We start from the raw sequence: 14,639 nt of genomic DNA, 5'->3' as shown, positions 1-14,639 counted from the left end.
AATTATTAGATAATTTATAATTTATACTGATTTTGTTATTTGTCCTTTTGCCTTTTGTGATTTTTTCTGTATTTTATCTCGTCTTAAAATATGATTAGGAGAAAATATGGAAAAATTTCATCAGTTTATTAACCAAGTCAATGCACCTTTATGGGATATTGTTGTACTTGCATTGCTTGCTACTGGCTTATTTTTCACCATTACTACTGGCGGAGTACAAATTCGTTTATTTGCCCAAAGTATTAGAGAAATGTTCAATGGGCGTAATTCCGCAGACAAAAATAAAGAGAGTATCTCTGCTTTTCAGGCATTTGTGATTGGCTTAGCTAGCCGAGTAGGGGTTGGTAATGTGGCAGGGGTTGCTCTTGCTATTACTCTCGGTGGCCCGGGAGCTGTCTTTTGGATGTGGGTAACCGCCATTATTGGTATGAGCAGTGCCTTTGCCGAATCTTCATTAGCACAATTATTCAAAGTCAAAGACGCAAATGGACAATATCGTGGTGGTCCAGCTTATTATATTACTCAAGGGCTAAAACAACGCTGGTTTGGTGTGTTATTCGCTTTATCACTGATTATTACCTATGGTTTTGTGTTTAATGCCGTACAATCAAATACCATTGCTGAAGCAAGCCAAGAGGCTTGGGGACTTTCATCAACAACCGTTGGCATTGCATTAGTAGTGTTATCCGCCCCTATGATTTTTGGCGGAATTAAGCGTATTTCTAAAATTGCTGAATTTTTAGTGCCAGTCATGGCAACCCTCTATATTGGTATGGCGGTTTATATTTTGGTAAAAAATATCAGCTTAGTGCCAGAAGTGATCCATTATATCATTCGTTCAGCCTTTGATTTTAGTGCAGCGGCAAGTGGTTTCTTTGCAGCATTTTTCTCGCAAGCTATGATTTATGGCATTAAACGTGGTTTATATTCTAACGAGGCAGGTATGGGATCGGCCCCAAATGCCGCCGCCTCAGCGGACGTTAAGCACCCTGTTAGCCAAGGTATGATTCAAATGCTCGGGGTTTTTGTGGATACCATTATTATTTGTACCGCAACCGCCGTTATTATTTTATTATCCGGCGTACATATTGATGCCACTACCACAGGAGCACAGCTGACTCAATTAGCTATTGAAAGCCAAGTAGGGAGTTGGGGCAAAGATTTCTTAGCCATTATTATGTTTATGTTTGCTTTCTCTACCATTATTGGTAACTATGCTTATGCCGAAAACAACATTAGCTATTTAAAAGACAACCGTTTGTTATTAAATGTGTTTAGAGTGTTGGTGCTTGCTATGGTTTATTGGGGAACAACGCAAAAAGTAATGTTAGTTTGGGATATGGCGGATATGTTTATGGGCATTATGACCTTGATTAACTTAACGGCGATTTTATTGCTTGCCCCAATTGTTTGGACATTGTTAAAAGATTATCAGCAACAATTAAAGCAAACAAAAGTACCTCAATTTAACATTAATAAACACCCAAAATTGGCTAAACGTGTAGAGTCTGATATTTGGAAATAACTTATATCGCCGTTTAGCATATTAACAAAAACTTTTCTCAAAATAACCGCACTTTAAAGTGCGGTCTTTTTTCAACATTTTTCTGTATTGAGAATTTGCATTCAATGGGATTTACGCTTAATCTAATGGCATTTTATAGTCATTTTAAAGTGGAACGACTATATCTTGATTAAGAGGATAAATTATGCACATACTTGAACCCCAACAGTTTGCCAGTTGGCAAGATCCCATTGAAATGCTTTATGCTTGTCATAGCAAAGTCAAAAAATTTTGTCGCCAATTAGCGATTTTGCCCGATTATTTAGCGAAAAACGGCGTAAATCAAGCAGTAAAAAATGACGTTCGGCAAATTTTAAGCTATTTCAATCAAGCCGCTCCGCTACACCATGACGATGAAGAACAGGACTTTTTTCCTGCTTTAGTTAAACATCAACCACAAGCTCAATCTCGTATTGATGAATTAGCGGAACAACATCATCAGTTACATCAAAATTGGGCATTATTATCCACCCAGCTTGAGCAACTATTGCTAGGCGAAAGGGAACAAGTGGATCAAGTGTTAATTGAGCATTTTATTGCAGGTTATGATAGCCATATTGCCATTGAAGAACCTCTGTTTGAATTGGGTAAACAATGTTTATCGGCACAAGAGCTACAAACCATGGGAACAATTATGGCGAAACGGCGTCAGGGCTAGATAATGCAATATCAGCTTGATTTACGCCAATATCGTTGCCCCTTGCCATTATTAATGACCAAACAAGCCTTAGGTCATCTTAATCTCGACGATGAATTAATCCTATGGCTTTCCCCTGCCAGTGCAGTACAAGATTTTGAAGGGCTATGTCGTCAAATGGGTTATCGGTTGCAAATAGTCAGTGCGAAAGAATTAAAAATTCAAAAAATTTGTTGAAAACTGACCGCACTTTTTAAATATCTTTTTCACATTCAACGGATTTTATGCTATTTTTAGCAAACGATTTTTTCGTTAATATTTTTATTCATCTATTTTTATTACTAATTTATTATTAAGAGGAATTTCATCATGAATGAAGCACAAGGCGGCGGAATGTCAATGATTTTTATGTTGGTTATTTTTGCATTAATTTTTTATTTTATGATTTATCGCCCACAAGCGAAACGCAATAAACAGCATCGTGAATTAATGGCTTCTTTAGGCAAAGGCGAAGAAGTTCTTACTTCTGGTGGCTTAATTGGTAAAATTACCAAAGTTTCTGCTGAAAATGACTCTGTGGTCATCGCTTTAAATGAAAACAATGAAGTAACCATCAAAAAAGATTTTATTGTTGCCGTATTACCGAAAGGCTCCATTAAATCTCTCTAATTAATTTCTTTTCCGCAAGGGAAGTCTATGTTAAATCGTTATCCTTTATGGAAGAATCTAATGGTGATCCTTGTGATCATCATTGGTGCTTTATATGCACTTCCAAATCTTTACGGCGAAGATCCTGCCGTTCAAATTTCTGGTACAAGAGGACAAGCTGCGAACGAAGTTACCTTAAGTGAAGTACAAAAAGTGTTACAACAAAATCACTTAACGGCAAAATCCATTGTGTTAGAAAATAGTTCAATTTTGGCACGTTTTGCCAATACCGATGAACAATTATTGGCGAAAGATAAAATTGCTGAACAACTTGGTACAGATTATTCTGTGGCACTTAATCTCGCCCCTGCAACCCCAACTTGGTTACAAGTCATTGGGGCAAATCCAATGAAATGGGGATTAGATTTGCGTGGTGGTGTCCGTTTCTTAATGGAAGTGGATATGAATACTGCTTTGTCTAAGTTGCAGGAGCAATTACAAGATCATTTACGCACAGAATTACGTCAACAAAAATACCAATATACCGCTATTCGTAATGCTGATGATTTTAGCACATTAGTTACCCTAGCAAACCCTAGTCAGCTTGATGATGTGGTGCGTTTTTTACGTCGCCAACATACTAACTGGGACGTACGTCGTTTAAATGATAACAGCATTATTTTAAGTATGTCGCAAAATGCGTTGATAGCAGCGAGAGATAATGCGGTGGAGCAAAATATTGCGATTTTGCGTAAACGGGTTGAGGAGTTAGGCGTATCAGAACCTGTGATTCAACGACAAGGTGCAGAGCGAATTGTGGTGGAGTTGCCCGGAGTGCAGGATACGGCAAGAGCCAAAGAAATTCTTGGTGCAACAGCAACCCTTGAGTTTCGTATGGTAAATCAATCCGCTAATGTAGAGGGCGCAGTGCGTGGCTTGCTTTCTTCTGATTCAGAAGTGAAATACAGTCGTGATGGCACACCTGTGGTGCTATTTAAGCGTGCGATTTTAGGTGGTGAGCATATCACTGATGCTACTTCAAGTAGCGATGAATACGGTCGTCCGCAGGTCAATATTTCCCTAGATAGCGAAGGTGGCAATTTGATGTCAAATGCCACACGTTCCGCCATTGGTAAGCCTATGGCAACGCTATATAGCGAATATAAAGACAGTGGCAAAAAAGATGCGGAAGGCAAAACCATTTTAGAAAAACACGAAGAAGTCATTAATGTGGCAACAATTCAAGCTCGTTTAGGCAATTCATTCCGTATAACGGGCATTAATAGCCCTGCCGAAGCACAAAATCTTGCGGTATTATTACGTTCCGGAGCATTGATTGCACCGATTCAAATCGTGGAAGAGCGTACGGTTGGCCCTTCATTAGGGGCACAAAATGTGGAGCAAGGTATCCAAGCAGGCTTTTGGGGCTTATTGATTACTATTGTGTTTATGGCGTTCTACTATCGTAAATTTGGTATGATTGCGAATTTGGCTTTAATTTGTAATCTCGTGATTCTGATTGGTTTAATGTCCTTACTACCGGGTGCAACCCTAACCATGCCGGGGATTGCTGGGATTGTGCTATCCGTAGGTATGTCCATTGATGCCAACGTGCTAATCTTTGAACGGATCAAAGAGGAAATTCGTAATGGTCGTTCAGTACAACAGGCAATCAACGAAGGCTATAATGGTGCTTTTACGAGTATCTTTGATGCTAACTTAACCACCATTCTCACTGCCATTATTCTCTATGCTGCAGGATCAGGCCCAGTGAAAGGCTTTGCCATAACCCTCGCACTTGGTGTAGGGATCTCAATGTTTACAGCAATTACAGGAACACGAGCGTTAGTCAACTTCCTTTATGGCGGTAAACGCATTGATAAATTATCCATTTAGCGAAAGGACAAGATTGTGAGTTTATTAACAGATAAAAATGAGCCAATCAAAGAGATACAAGGTATCAAACTTCGCTATGGCTTAATTAATTTTATGAAATATCGGATTTGGGGATATGTGGTATCAAGTATCGTTATCCTTGCGTCCTTATTTTTCATTTTTACCAAAGGGTTTAACTGGGGCTTAGATTTTACTGGTGGAACGGTGATAGAAATGTCCTTTGCTCAACCTGCCAATATTGAGCAAATTCGTTCTACGTTACAACAAAATCAAATTAACAGTGCAACGGTACAAACCTCAGGCAGTGTGCGTGATATTATGATTCGTTTACCTGCCTCGGTGAATGATCCTAATATTGGTACAACAATTAGACAAATGATGCAGCAACTTGATAGAAATGTTACTGTCAAAAGTATTGATTTTGTCGGTCCGAATGTGGGAGAAGAACTCACACGTTCAGCAATTTATGCTACCTTGGCGACACTGGCTATGTTGCTAATCTATATTGGTTCACGTTTTGAATGGCGTTTAGCATTAGGGGCGGTACTTTCTCTTGCCCACGATGTGATTATGACCTTAGGTTTCTTCGCCTTTTTCCAAATAGAAGTGGATCTTACCTTTGTGGCAGCCATTTTATCGGTAGTAGGTTATTCCTTAAATGACAGTATCGTGGTATTTGACCGAGTAAGGGAAAATCTAAGAAAAATCAGACGGGTAGAAGTGTTTGATATTATTAATGTTTCATTAACTCAAACCCTCTCAAGAACCTTAATGACCTCAATTACCACCTTATTTGTGGTATTAGCACTCTATATTTTTGGCGGACCAACGATTCATAGTTTCTCTTTTGCCTTATTAATAGGTATCGGCTTTGGAACTTACTCCTCAATTTTCGTTGCCATTGCCCTTGCTTATGATTTCGGTTTAAAACGAGAACATATGCTACCACCAAAAGTAAATAATGATGAGGTTGATGAATTACCTTAAATTTATCAAGTAAAAGTGCGGTCATTTTTACAAAAATTTCTAACCTTAAATCTGCATCTTATTGATAAGGTGCAGATTTTTTTGTTTTTGATGATATTCAAAAATGTATCGTTCTCTTATTTTAGAATGGGACGACTATAGTAAAACAACGTGCCAATTCTGTATTATTTTAAAGTGGAACAATTATACAATACAGAAAGTATGGTAAATTGGCATTATTTCATACATAAAAACAAAAAACCCAGCAAATTGCTGGGTTTTATTTTTAATCATAAGAAATTATTCTGCAACAATTACGATATTTAATGTTGCAAATACTTCACCATGGAATTGGAATTTCACTTCATGTTCACCTGTGGTGCGAAGTGGACCGGTTGGTAAACGAACTTCGCTTTTGGTTACTTCAACACCTGCGGCGGTTACCGCATCTGCTACATCACGAGTTGTGATAGAACCAAATAAGCGACCTTCATCACCTGCTTTAGAGGCAATAGTCACTGAACCTAATGCTTCTAAACGCTCTGCTCGGTCTAAAGCTGCTGCTAAGGCTTTTGCAGCTTTTTCTTCTAACTCTGCACGGCGAGTTTCAAAATACTCAATGTTTGCTTTGGTTGCCATAACAGCTTTACCTTGCGGGATTAAGTAGTTACGTGCAAAACCAGATTTAACATCTACTTGATCGCCCACATTACCTAAGTGAGCAATTTTATCTAAAAGAATTACTTGCATTACCGACTCCTTAAATTACTGATGATTGTCAGTGTACGGTAACAACGCTAAATAACGTGCACGTTTGATTGCACGCGCTAATTGACGTTGATACTTCGCACGAGTACCGGTAATACGGCTTGGAACAATTTTGCCGCTTTCTGTAATATAGTTCTTTAATGTAGCCACATCTTTATAATCGATTTCAACTACATTTTCCGCTGTGAAGCGGCAGAACTTACGACGACGGAAATAACGTGCCATTTGGCTAGTCTCCTAATCTATAAATTCGATTTGCTCGGCATGTAATACTAATTGGCTTAAACCATTATTGGTTTTATGTGTATTCACAAAGCCCATAATTAATAATTTACAGCCGACCGTAATGCTTTGAGTTTTTTGAGTTAATTGATCGCCACTCACTTGTATTGGGACTTTACACCATACTTGCCGCATTAAACCAGCTTCTTGCTGTTGAGAACGATGTTCTAAATAAAAACGACAATGTTCAATACCGCTTGGGCTTTTCATTCGTTTTGGTAAACTGGCAACTTGACCAATTAACGAGAAACGATTATCAATATTCAAATTACTCTTCAGCATCCTCAAAATCGTTGGCTTCAACTTCAGCTAAAGGTTTACGCTCTTCGCGTGCTTTAACCATTGGGGACGCTTCGGTTACGGCGTGCTTAGTACGAATAATTACGTTACGAAGAACGGCGTCATTGTAACGGAAAGTTGTTTCTAGCTCGTCGATGACTTCTTGAGGCGCTTCTACATTCATTAACACATAATGTGCTTTATGAAGTTTATTGATTGGGTAAGCTAATTGACGACGTCCCCAATCTTCTAGGCGATGAATTTGACCGCCAGCTTCTTTAACAGAACCTGTATAACGTTCAATCATGCCAGGTACTTGTTCACTCTGATCTGGGTGAACCATAAACACGATTTCGTAGTGACGCATTACTGCTCCTTACGGGTTAATCAGCCTCCGACCATAGACCAGCCATCAATCTGCGGAAGCAAGGAACGAAAATTCAATATGGCTGTAAGGCGTGGATTATACAGAGATTATAAGATAAGGACAAGTACACAATGAAAAAATAAATGAATTTTTGACCGCACTTTTTAAAAATATTGCCCTTGTCCTTTTTACACAGCGAAATTTTCTGATTAAACCTCTTCTTGTATAAGTGCTTGTAATGCCGTTCTCAATTCGTCAAGCGAAGTGCCTTGTAATGGACTATAAGGATCGGCTAACACTTCATTTGCACATAACACACGTTCTAACGCATAATTATAAGCCATACTGTCATTATTTGATGCCACATTCCAAATTAAGAAATTAATCAAATAAGAATAAGCCAAATGTTGCCAATCACGATAATGATGAGCAAGAAACATTGCCGCAGAAAATAAGGCAGAACGTGTTTCTTGTTCATCTAAATAACCCAAAGTAAAGCCCGCTCGCACTAAATAAATAAAACGGACTAAATCAAAACCAGAAGCGTTGACTGGCAAATCCGTACAAGCAAATTGAAAACCAAAATCTTGCACCGCTTGCGCATAGGCTTTGCCTTCTTTGCTCGCTAAAAGATCATATTCCGCTCCTTCATTTGCCCCTTGCCATAGGGCATCAATTTGCTCCAAGGCGGATTCTCGCCCTGTAATCCCCCAAGACATCTCTAAGGCTTGCTTTAAATCTTCAATTAATGCAGTTGCTTTGGTGGAATAAAAGGCTTCAAGACTATTAATAAAGTGTGAGCCCCCTACAATATTGCCTTGTTTATCCTGACGGTAAGGCGGAATATAATCCGCATTATTGGCTAAACCTTGTAAACTGACTTTATCATAAAAATGAATCTTTGAACTTTCATAAAATAAAGTGGCTAATAAAGCGTATTGTTCCGCAATATTTTCAATTTTCACTTCGGGTTGCTTATTTTTTACCAAGGCAAAAAAGCATTTAGCTTTTTTTCGGTGTTTATTATCTAACAACATCATACAACCAAAAAACGTTCGCCATAAAGCATAAATCGCAAATACCGCATATAAAGCATAAATCAGCCAATGGGGTAAACGAAAACCTACTTGATCAAATAATTTATCAAAATCCTCTAATCCATAAAAAAATAATAACCCCAATAAAATGATTAATCCTAATAATGGGCGTAAAAAATCCAGTTGTTTTAAATAGAGTTTTTGTTTTATGTTCATACTTGATCCTTAAAGATATAGTCGTTTCAATTTAAAATAAGACAAGAAGGTACTCCGAAGACAGAGGCAGGCCAACACCGTCTTATTTTAAAGTGGAATGACGATAATTAATATGGTTAATTATAAAATATCTGTTTAAGCTATTCATCGCCTTGCCCAATATAATGGCTAAATTCTTCGGCATAAAAACCATGTGATGCCATATAACGCCAAATTTTTTGTTTAGTTTTAAGATCCTTAACTTGTGCAAAATGAGGGAATTTTTTACTTAATGTCGTTAATGCCAGTTCCTCCCAATCAATTTGCATACCGTCAAAAACGGTATTAAGGGTTTCATCATCGATCCCTTTCAAATAGTTAAGTTCTTGTTTTATCCGTAATTTCCCATAACCACGTTGTGAACGAGTGCGAATGTAACTTTCACAAAAACGCAAATCACTTTGCCAATTTTTTTGTTGGCAATATTGAATAGCTTGTTCAATCTCCTCTGGACTAAAGGCTTTTTGTTGCATTTTATGCCGAATTTCGGCTTCGCTGTATTCTCGTCTAGCCAATAAATTAATGACATAATGTAATGCTGATGACATAAATGATCCTTAATAAAGTCAATCTTATGATAATCTTAGGGATATTGTGGCATAAATCGCTGATTTAGCGTATTGTTTTATTTATAAATAAGATCTCAAGATTATTGAATGATTAACTTTCTATCTGATTTGATTTCTTATACAATGCCTGAATACTTGTACAACAATGGAGTAATCAATGAAAGTAGCAAAAAATGTGGTAGTAAGCATTGCTTATCAAGTGCGAACAGAAGATGGCGTTTTAGTGGACGAAGCACCGGTAAATCAACCTTTAGAATATTTGCAAGGTCATAATAATCTTGTAGTTGGTTTAGAAAATGCGTTAGAGGGTAAGTCTGTTGGCGATAAATTTGAAGTAAAAGTTAAGCCAGAAGAAGGTTACGGCGAATATAACGAAAATATGGTACAACGTGTGCCGAAAGATGTCTTTATGGGCGTTGATGAATTAGAAGTGGGTATGCGTTTTATTGCTGATACTGATGTTGGACCTTTACCTGTGGTAATTACAGAAGTTGGTGAAAATGATGTGGTGGTTGATGGTAACCATATGTTAGCAGGGCAAAGTTTACATTTTAGTGTAGAAGTTGTCGCAACTCGTGAAGCCACTTTAGAAGAAATTGCCCATGGCCATATTCACCAAGAGGGTGGCGGTTGCTGTGGTGGACACGAAGAAGAAGGACATGGCTGTGGTTGTGGCGGGCATCATCATGATCATCATCACGAGCATCACCACGATCATCATCATGACCATGGTTGCGGTTGTGGGCATAAGCATTAATTTTGTGAAGCAGTAGCTTACTTGTAACTTATATTATCATTTATAAAAAGTGCGGTGTAAAAATAAAATTTTTTACACCGCACTTTGCACAATTACGCTTTTCTCAAATATCGTTGCAACACATACAGATCTTGCCGCCAATATTGATTTAATTGCTTAATCCAATCGCCAATATGTTGATGCCATTGGGGATCTTGATCTTGTTGTGCCTGTTGAGCAAGTTGTTGAAGGCGTTTTAAACCAATAGACGCACTTGCCCCTTTAATTTTATGCGCAAGTTCTGTAAGGGGTTTTCGCCTTGATGGATCTTGCTGATATTGTTGATAGAGAATGGTTAGCTCGTTCAAATATTCTTGCATCATTTGTTCAAATAATTGGCTATTTTGTTGAACAAAATCCTGACCTAACATGGTCAACAGTTCGTCTAATAATACCTTATCCAAAATGGCAGCTTGATCGGTGGATTTCATTTGATGCGGTGGGGCTGGATTGTCATCAGTCGCAAAATAATCATATAAACACCGATTTAATGCCTCTATGGATAGCGGTTTACAGAGTACATCGTCCATACCTTTATCCAGATATTCTTGCTTGTTATTAATCACATTGGCAGTTAATGCAATTAATGGCGGTAAGTATTCATATTCATCGGCTTGGTATTTTTGACGCAAATGTTGAGCAACTTCAAAGCCTGTCATATCGGGGAGTTGAATGTCTAAGAGTAATAAATCATATTGGTGTTGTGTGAATTTTGCTATGGCTTGTTGACCTGTCATTGCCACATCAACTTGATAGCCCAATTTTTCCAACATAGCTTTTGCTACCGTAATATTCACATCAATATCTTCCACCAACAAAATGTTTAATGGCAAATTGACTTGTGGTTGTTCAAGCGAAGAGGGTTGGCTCACTTCTTGGGCTTTAATGGTTAAGGTAAAGGTTGAGCCTTTTCCTACTTCACTTTGTACCGTCAAATCGCCGTCCATTAATTTGGCAATATGTTTAGAAATGGATAAACCAATGCCACTGCCTAAGGCTTTTTGATGATGCTGTTTGTCTTCTACTTGATAATACATAGTAAAGATTTTATCCAATTCCTGTGGCGCAATACCAATGCCTGTATCCGTTAAGCTAAATTGTAATTGTGTATGCCCTAAGGATTTTACTGTTAAACAAATTTTTCCTTGTGCAGTGAACTTTACGGCATTGCTGATTAAATTCCATAAAATTTGGCTTAAACGTGTGGCATCAAGCATTACCCAATGGGGTAAATGCTTATCACATTGTAATTCAAACTTGAGTTTTTTTCGCTCTGCCATAAAAGAGGCAATATTATTAATGTCATTTAAAAAATGATGAAAGTCCGTTTCTTTGCGATAAATTTCAATTCTTCTACTATCTAATTTTTCCAGATCGATAATATCACTAAAAATATAGCCCAAAGATACCGCACTTACATGAATTGTTTTGAGATAGTTGCGTTGTTGTTCTGTTAATTGGCTATCAAGTAAAATTTGGCTTAAACCGACAATCCCATTTAATGGGGTACGTAATTCATGGCTAATGGTTGCCATTAAGTTGGTTTTATCACGACTATTTTTTTCTATGACTTCTAAATAACGCTTTCTTTCCGTAATATCTCGTCCAAAGCCCATAATGCAATGGTTTTTCGTCATCGTATCAAAATAAGGCACTTTATGAATTTCAAAACAAGCCAATTTACCGTCGGGATATTTTAACCACTGCTCATAGGTAATATCTTGTTGATTTTGTAGAATTTCTTGATCAATTTGTTGTATGCGTTCGGCAATTTCAGGGCTAAATGTTTGTGTTGGTGTCATTTGTAACAATTCTTTTTCGGTTTTCCCTGTCAGAATTTCCATTGCTTTATTACAGCCTAAAAATTGCCCTTGAGCAGAACGGTAAAAGACTAAATCAGGCGAAGCATCAATAAAGGAACGTAAAAATTCGGCTTTTTGTTCTAATTCTTGTTGTGCCTTGTTGAGGGCGATAATATTTTCATTTAATTGGTTATTACTTTGTGCCAGTTTCAAGCGAGAATGTTCGAGTTTTTCCACCAATAAGGTAAAGAAATAGATCACAAAGGGGGCTGACAATAAACCAAAAATAATTGAACGAATAACATCTTGCCAATAGATATTACCGACTATCATCAAGCTAGAAAGCCCTTGAATAATTAAGGCAAATATGGCTAAGATAACAAAACCTAACAGGGAAAATTTTAAACGACCAAGTTTGATAACCCAATTAATATAACGTTGAGTGAATTGCTTTACATTTTGCATAGTTAAATCTTATCAATAAATAAAAATCCTCTCTGAATAAAATCAAGAGAGGATTAATTAAGTGCGTTTAATGAAATAAGCGACGTTGTTTATGTGTTCGTGTTAATTGGCTAAGCAGAACAAATAGCAATAAAGCAATATAAAAAGCAAAAATCACTACGATCCACTGTGCCATAGTTAATCCTAAAAATTGCCATGTAATTTCATTACAAGTACCAGTAGGTTTAAACATAAAAGGAAACCATTTATCTAGTGGTAAAGTTTCAGGGAAATCCGCAAACACAGAACATTGTTTCCAAGGTGCTGGATTCATTTGATAATCAACATGTTTAAGTGCAATAAGTAAACCTTTTATTGCACTGGCTAACCCAACGGCAATGGCTATTAAACGCGTAATCAGAAATTGCGGGGCTATCAATCCCACCGCACCCGCAATAAGTACACCGAACAAAGCAACACGTTCATAAATACACAACACACAAGGCTGTAACGCCATACCATGCTGGAAATATAAGGCGGTTAATTCTAATATTAATGCAGAAATCAATAATAACAACCAACCTAGACGTTGTGTGGATAACCCTTTTAATTTCTTCAGCATAAATAACTTTTCCTTTTATCGTTTTTATCATATTACATTGGGGTCAGTAAACCTAGGCTTTGAAATAAAGCTGTTAGGCTCGGTAAAATAAATTCTACTGACAATAAACCCACTAAGGATAACACAATCGTATAAGGTAATGCCATTAATACCATTTTGCCATAAGATAAACGAATTAAGGGAGCAAGGGAAGAAGTTAATAAGAATAAGAATGCCGCCTGCCCATTTGGCGTTGCCACCGAAGGTAAATTTGTTCCTGTATTAATTGCCACAGCTAATAATTCAAATTGTTGATGAGAAATTGCACCTGAAGTCCAAGCAGCTTTAGCTTCATTAATATAAACCGTGCCCACAAAAACATTATCAGAAATTGCGGATAATAAGCCATTAAATACATAGAATAATGCTAATTGTGTACTTTCACTGGCGGATAAAACAAATTGAATAATAGGGGCAAATAATTGTTGATCAATAATGACCGCTACAATAGAAAAGAAAATAACTAATAATGCAGTAAAAGGCAGAGCTTCTTGGAATGCTTTACCAACCTGATGTTCAGAAGTAACACCACAAAATGCTGTACAAAAGACAATAATGGTCAATCCGATTAAGCCCACTGCAGCCAAATGGAAAGCAAGTCCAATAACCAACCAAACACCAATAATTGCCTGTATAACTAATTTCATTTTTTGTTGCTTCGTCATTTTGGCATCTTGGGCACGATCAAATTTTGCTAATACTGCCCAAACTTTGCGTGGCAGTTTTGCCCCATAATCAAACCATTTGGTTTTTTCTAATAACACACAGGTTAAAATACCGCAAATCAGTACAGGTAAACTAACAGGTAAAACACGAAAGAAAAACTCTTTGAAATTCCAGCCGGCTTGTTCCGCAATAATTAAATTTTGCGGTTCGCCGACCATCGTCATTACCCCTCCTAAAGCTGTCCCTACACCAGCGTGCATCATTAAACTGCGTAAAAAGCGGCGAAATTGCTCTAAAGTCTGTTGATGATGAACAATTTTATCGTCATTTGTAATATCTGTTGAGTCTTCAAAACGATGTCCCGAAGCAACTTTATGATAAACCCCATAAAATCCCATACCCACACTAATAATTACTGCCACAACGGTTAAGGCATCTAAAAACGCCGAAAGAAAGGCTGCACTTAAACAAAAAGCCAGTGATAAAATGACTTTTGAGCGGATTCCTAATAATAATTTTGTAAATAAATACAGCAATAATTGCTTCATAAAATAGATACCCGCTACCATAAACATTAACAGCAAAATGACCTCAAAATTTGCCATAATTTCTGCTTTAACATGTTCAGGCGTTGTCATACCAATGATTACCGCTTCAATAGCCAATAATCCCCCGGGTTGTAACGGATAGCATTTCAATGCCATGGCTAAAGTAAAAATAAATTCAGCAACAAGCACCCAGCCTGCCCAAAAAGGACTTACCAAAAAGAATAACAAAGGGTTAACAATAAGAAAAAGAAGAATAGTATATTTATACCAATCAGGGCTTTGCCCTAAAAAGTTTTTAAACAAGGCTCGCGAGTATTCCATATTCGGATTCCTTAATGCGATGAGATAAGTTTTATGATTGTAATATAAAAAAGTTTGAACGATAATAGTTTCTTGCGAGATAATGAAAGAAATAGCATATTTATTTTAACTAGATCAATATACTCAATAAGGG

At 37.3% G+C, this 14,639-nt stretch carries 16 protein-coding genes; 7 read left to right on the top strand and 9 right to left on the bottom strand.

All coding sequences use genetic code 11. The annotated features are described in order from the left end of the window. Positions 1-106 precede the first annotated feature (106 nt). The 6 genes from A6A20_RS08430 (at position 107) to secF (ending at position 5,732) form a co-directional block, all read left to right on the top strand. The gene (locus A6A20_RS08430) at positions 107-1,525 is read left to right on the top strand and encodes an alanine/glycine:cation symporter family protein (RefSeq protein WP_279573009.1); all 1,419 of its coding nucleotides are present in this window, start codon (positions 107-109) and stop codon (positions 1,523-1,525) included. A gap of 184 nt (positions 1,526-1,709) precedes the next feature. Beyond that, positions 1,710-2,222, top strand: coding sequence for a hemerythrin domain-containing protein (locus A6A20_RS08425; RefSeq protein ID WP_279573008.1), 513 nt, complete (start codon positions 1,710-1,712; stop codon positions 2,220-2,222). Positions 2,223-2,225: 3 nt separating this feature from the next. Next, positions 2,226-2,438 (top strand): sulfurtransferase TusA family protein, encoded by a 213-nt coding sequence (locus tag A6A20_RS08420; protein ID WP_279573007.1) that lies wholly within the window; start codon positions 2,226-2,228, stop codon positions 2,436-2,438. A gap of 132 nt (positions 2,439-2,570) precedes the next feature. Continuing rightward, entirely contained in the window at positions 2,571-2,870 is a 300-nt protein-coding gene (yajC, locus tag A6A20_RS08415) for a preprotein translocase subunit YajC (protein ID WP_279573006.1), read from the top strand. Positions 2,871-2,897: 27 nt separating this feature from the next. Further along, positions 2,898-4,745 (top strand): protein translocase subunit SecD, encoded by a 1,848-nt coding sequence (secD, locus tag A6A20_RS08410; RefSeq protein WP_279573005.1) that lies wholly within the window; start codon positions 2,898-2,900, stop codon positions 4,743-4,745. A gap of 15 nt (positions 4,746-4,760) precedes the next feature. Continuing rightward, positions 4,761-5,732 carry a protein translocase subunit SecF gene (gene secF / locus A6A20_RS08405; protein ID WP_279573004.1) on the top strand — a complete coding sequence of 324 codons (972 nt, stop codon included), beginning with the start codon at positions 4,761-4,763 and terminating at the stop codon, positions 5,730-5,732. 279 nt (positions 5,733-6,011) lie between these two features. Here the strand turns inward: secF and rplI are convergent, their stop codons facing one another. The 6 genes from rplI to recX form a co-directional block, all read right to left on the bottom strand. Next, complete coding sequence (gene rplI / locus A6A20_RS08400) at positions 6,012-6,461, bottom strand: 50S ribosomal protein L9 (RefSeq protein WP_279573003.1); 450 nt, start codon at positions 6,459-6,461, stop codon at positions 6,012-6,014. A gap of 15 nt (positions 6,462-6,476) precedes the next feature. Next, positions 6,477-6,704, bottom strand: a complete 228-nt coding sequence (rpsR, locus tag A6A20_RS08395) for a 30S ribosomal protein S18 (protein ID WP_005717555.1) — start codon at positions 6,702-6,704, stop codon at positions 6,477-6,479. Between the two features lie 12 nt (positions 6,705-6,716). Next, positions 6,717-7,043, bottom strand: coding sequence for a primosomal replication protein N (priB, locus tag A6A20_RS08390; protein WP_279573002.1), 327 nt, complete (start codon positions 7,041-7,043; stop codon positions 6,717-6,719). After that, positions 7,030-7,407 carry a 30S ribosomal protein S6 gene (gene rpsF, locus A6A20_RS08385; protein ID WP_279573001.1) on the bottom strand — a complete coding sequence of 126 codons (378 nt, stop codon included), beginning with the start codon at positions 7,405-7,407 and terminating at the stop codon, positions 7,030-7,032. Before rpsF ends, priB begins: the two co-directional genes overlap by 14 nt. A 209-nt stretch (positions 7,408-7,616) precedes the next feature. Next, the gene (locus A6A20_RS08380) at positions 7,617-8,660 is read right to left on the bottom strand and encodes a DUF1266 domain-containing protein (RefSeq protein WP_279573000.1); all 1,044 of its coding nucleotides are present in this window, start codon (positions 8,658-8,660) and stop codon (positions 7,617-7,619) included. Positions 8,661-8,800: 140 nt separating this feature from the next. Further along, positions 8,801-9,247: a recombination regulator RecX gene (recX, locus tag A6A20_RS08375; RefSeq protein ID WP_279572999.1), complete on the bottom strand. Its 447-nt coding sequence runs from the start codon at positions 9,245-9,247 to the stop codon at positions 8,801-8,803. 178 nt (positions 9,248-9,425) lie between these two features. Here recX and slyD point away from each other — a divergent pair, with 178 nt between their 5' ends. Beyond that, positions 9,426-10,025 carry a peptidylprolyl isomerase gene (gene slyD / locus A6A20_RS08370; RefSeq protein WP_279572998.1) on the top strand — a complete coding sequence of 200 codons (600 nt, stop codon included), beginning with the start codon at positions 9,426-9,428 and terminating at the stop codon, positions 10,023-10,025. 92 nt (positions 10,026-10,117) lie between these two features. Here slyD and arcB read toward each other — a convergent pair whose 3' ends face one another. From arcB to nhaB, 3 genes are all read right to left on the bottom strand, one after another. After that, entirely contained in the window at positions 10,118-12,331 is a 2,214-nt protein-coding gene (arcB, locus tag A6A20_RS08365) for an aerobic respiration two-component sensor histidine kinase ArcB (protein ID WP_279572997.1), read from the bottom strand. A gap of 67 nt (positions 12,332-12,398) precedes the next feature. Beyond that, entirely contained in the window at positions 12,399-12,932 is a 534-nt protein-coding gene (dsbB, locus tag A6A20_RS08360) for a disulfide bond formation protein DsbB (RefSeq protein WP_279572996.1), read from the bottom strand. Between the two features lie 32 nt (positions 12,933-12,964). After that, entirely contained in the window at positions 12,965-14,506 is a 1,542-nt protein-coding gene (nhaB, locus tag A6A20_RS08355) for a sodium/proton antiporter NhaB (RefSeq protein ID WP_279572995.1), read from the bottom strand. Between the last annotated feature and the right edge of the window lie 133 nt (positions 14,507-14,639).

This window comes from Volucribacter amazonae (genome assembly GCF_029783845.1).
Taxonomy (GTDB): domain Bacteria; phylum Pseudomonadota; class Gammaproteobacteria; order Enterobacterales; family Pasteurellaceae; genus Volucribacter; species Volucribacter amazonae.
Note: the sequence above shows the minus strand (reverse complement) of the source record. Positions and strands in the feature narration are given on the sequence as shown.

Excerpts from the sequence above, each read along its gene's own strand:
- A6A20_RS08430 (WP_279573009.1), top strand. The coding sequence starts at position 107 with ATGGAAAAATTTCATCAGTTTATTAACCAAGTCAATGCACCTTTATGG.
- dsbB (WP_279572996.1), bottom strand. The coding sequence starts at position 12,932 with ATGCTGAAGAAATTAAAAGGGTTATCCACACAACGTCTAGGTTGGTTG.
- A6A20_RS08420 (WP_279573007.1), top strand. The coding sequence starts at position 2,226 with ATGCAATATCAGCTTGATTTACGCCAATATCGTTGCCCCTTGCCATTA.
- arcB (WP_279572997.1), bottom strand. The coding sequence starts at position 12,331 with ATGCAAAATGTAAAGCAATTCACTCAACGTTATATTAATTGGGTTATC.
- secD (WP_279573005.1), top strand. The coding sequence starts at position 2,898 with ATGTTAAATCGTTATCCTTTATGGAAGAATCTAATGGTGATCCTTGTG.
- A6A20_RS08380 (WP_279573000.1), bottom strand. The coding sequence starts at position 8,660 with ATGAACATAAAACAAAAACTCTATTTAAAACAACTGGATTTTTTACGC.
- priB (WP_279573002.1), bottom strand. The coding sequence starts at position 7,043 with ATGCTGAAGAGTAATTTGAATATTGATAATCGTTTCTCGTTAATTGGT.
- rplI (WP_279573003.1), bottom strand. The coding sequence starts at position 6,461 with ATGCAAGTAATTCTTTTAGATAAAATTGCTCACTTAGGTAATGTGGGC.
- slyD (WP_279572998.1), top strand. The coding sequence starts at position 9,426 with ATGAAAGTAGCAAAAAATGTGGTAGTAAGCATTGCTTATCAAGTGCGA.
- yajC (WP_279573006.1), top strand. The coding sequence starts at position 2,571 with ATGAATGAAGCACAAGGCGGCGGAATGTCAATGATTTTTATGTTGGTT.
- A6A20_RS08425 (WP_279573008.1), top strand. The coding sequence starts at position 1,710 with ATGCACATACTTGAACCCCAACAGTTTGCCAGTTGGCAAGATCCCATT.
- recX (WP_279572999.1), bottom strand. The coding sequence starts at position 9,247 with ATGTCATCAGCATTACATTATGTCATTAATTTATTGGCTAGACGAGAA.
- nhaB (WP_279572995.1), bottom strand. The coding sequence starts at position 14,506 with ATGGAATACTCGCGAGCCTTGTTTAAAAACTTTTTAGGGCAAAGCCCT.
- rpsF (WP_279573001.1), bottom strand. The coding sequence starts at position 7,407 with ATGCGTCACTACGAAATCGTGTTTATGGTTCACCCAGATCAGAGTGAA.
- rpsR (WP_005717555.1), bottom strand. The coding sequence starts at position 6,704 with ATGGCACGTTATTTCCGTCGTCGTAAGTTCTGCCGCTTCACAGCGGAA.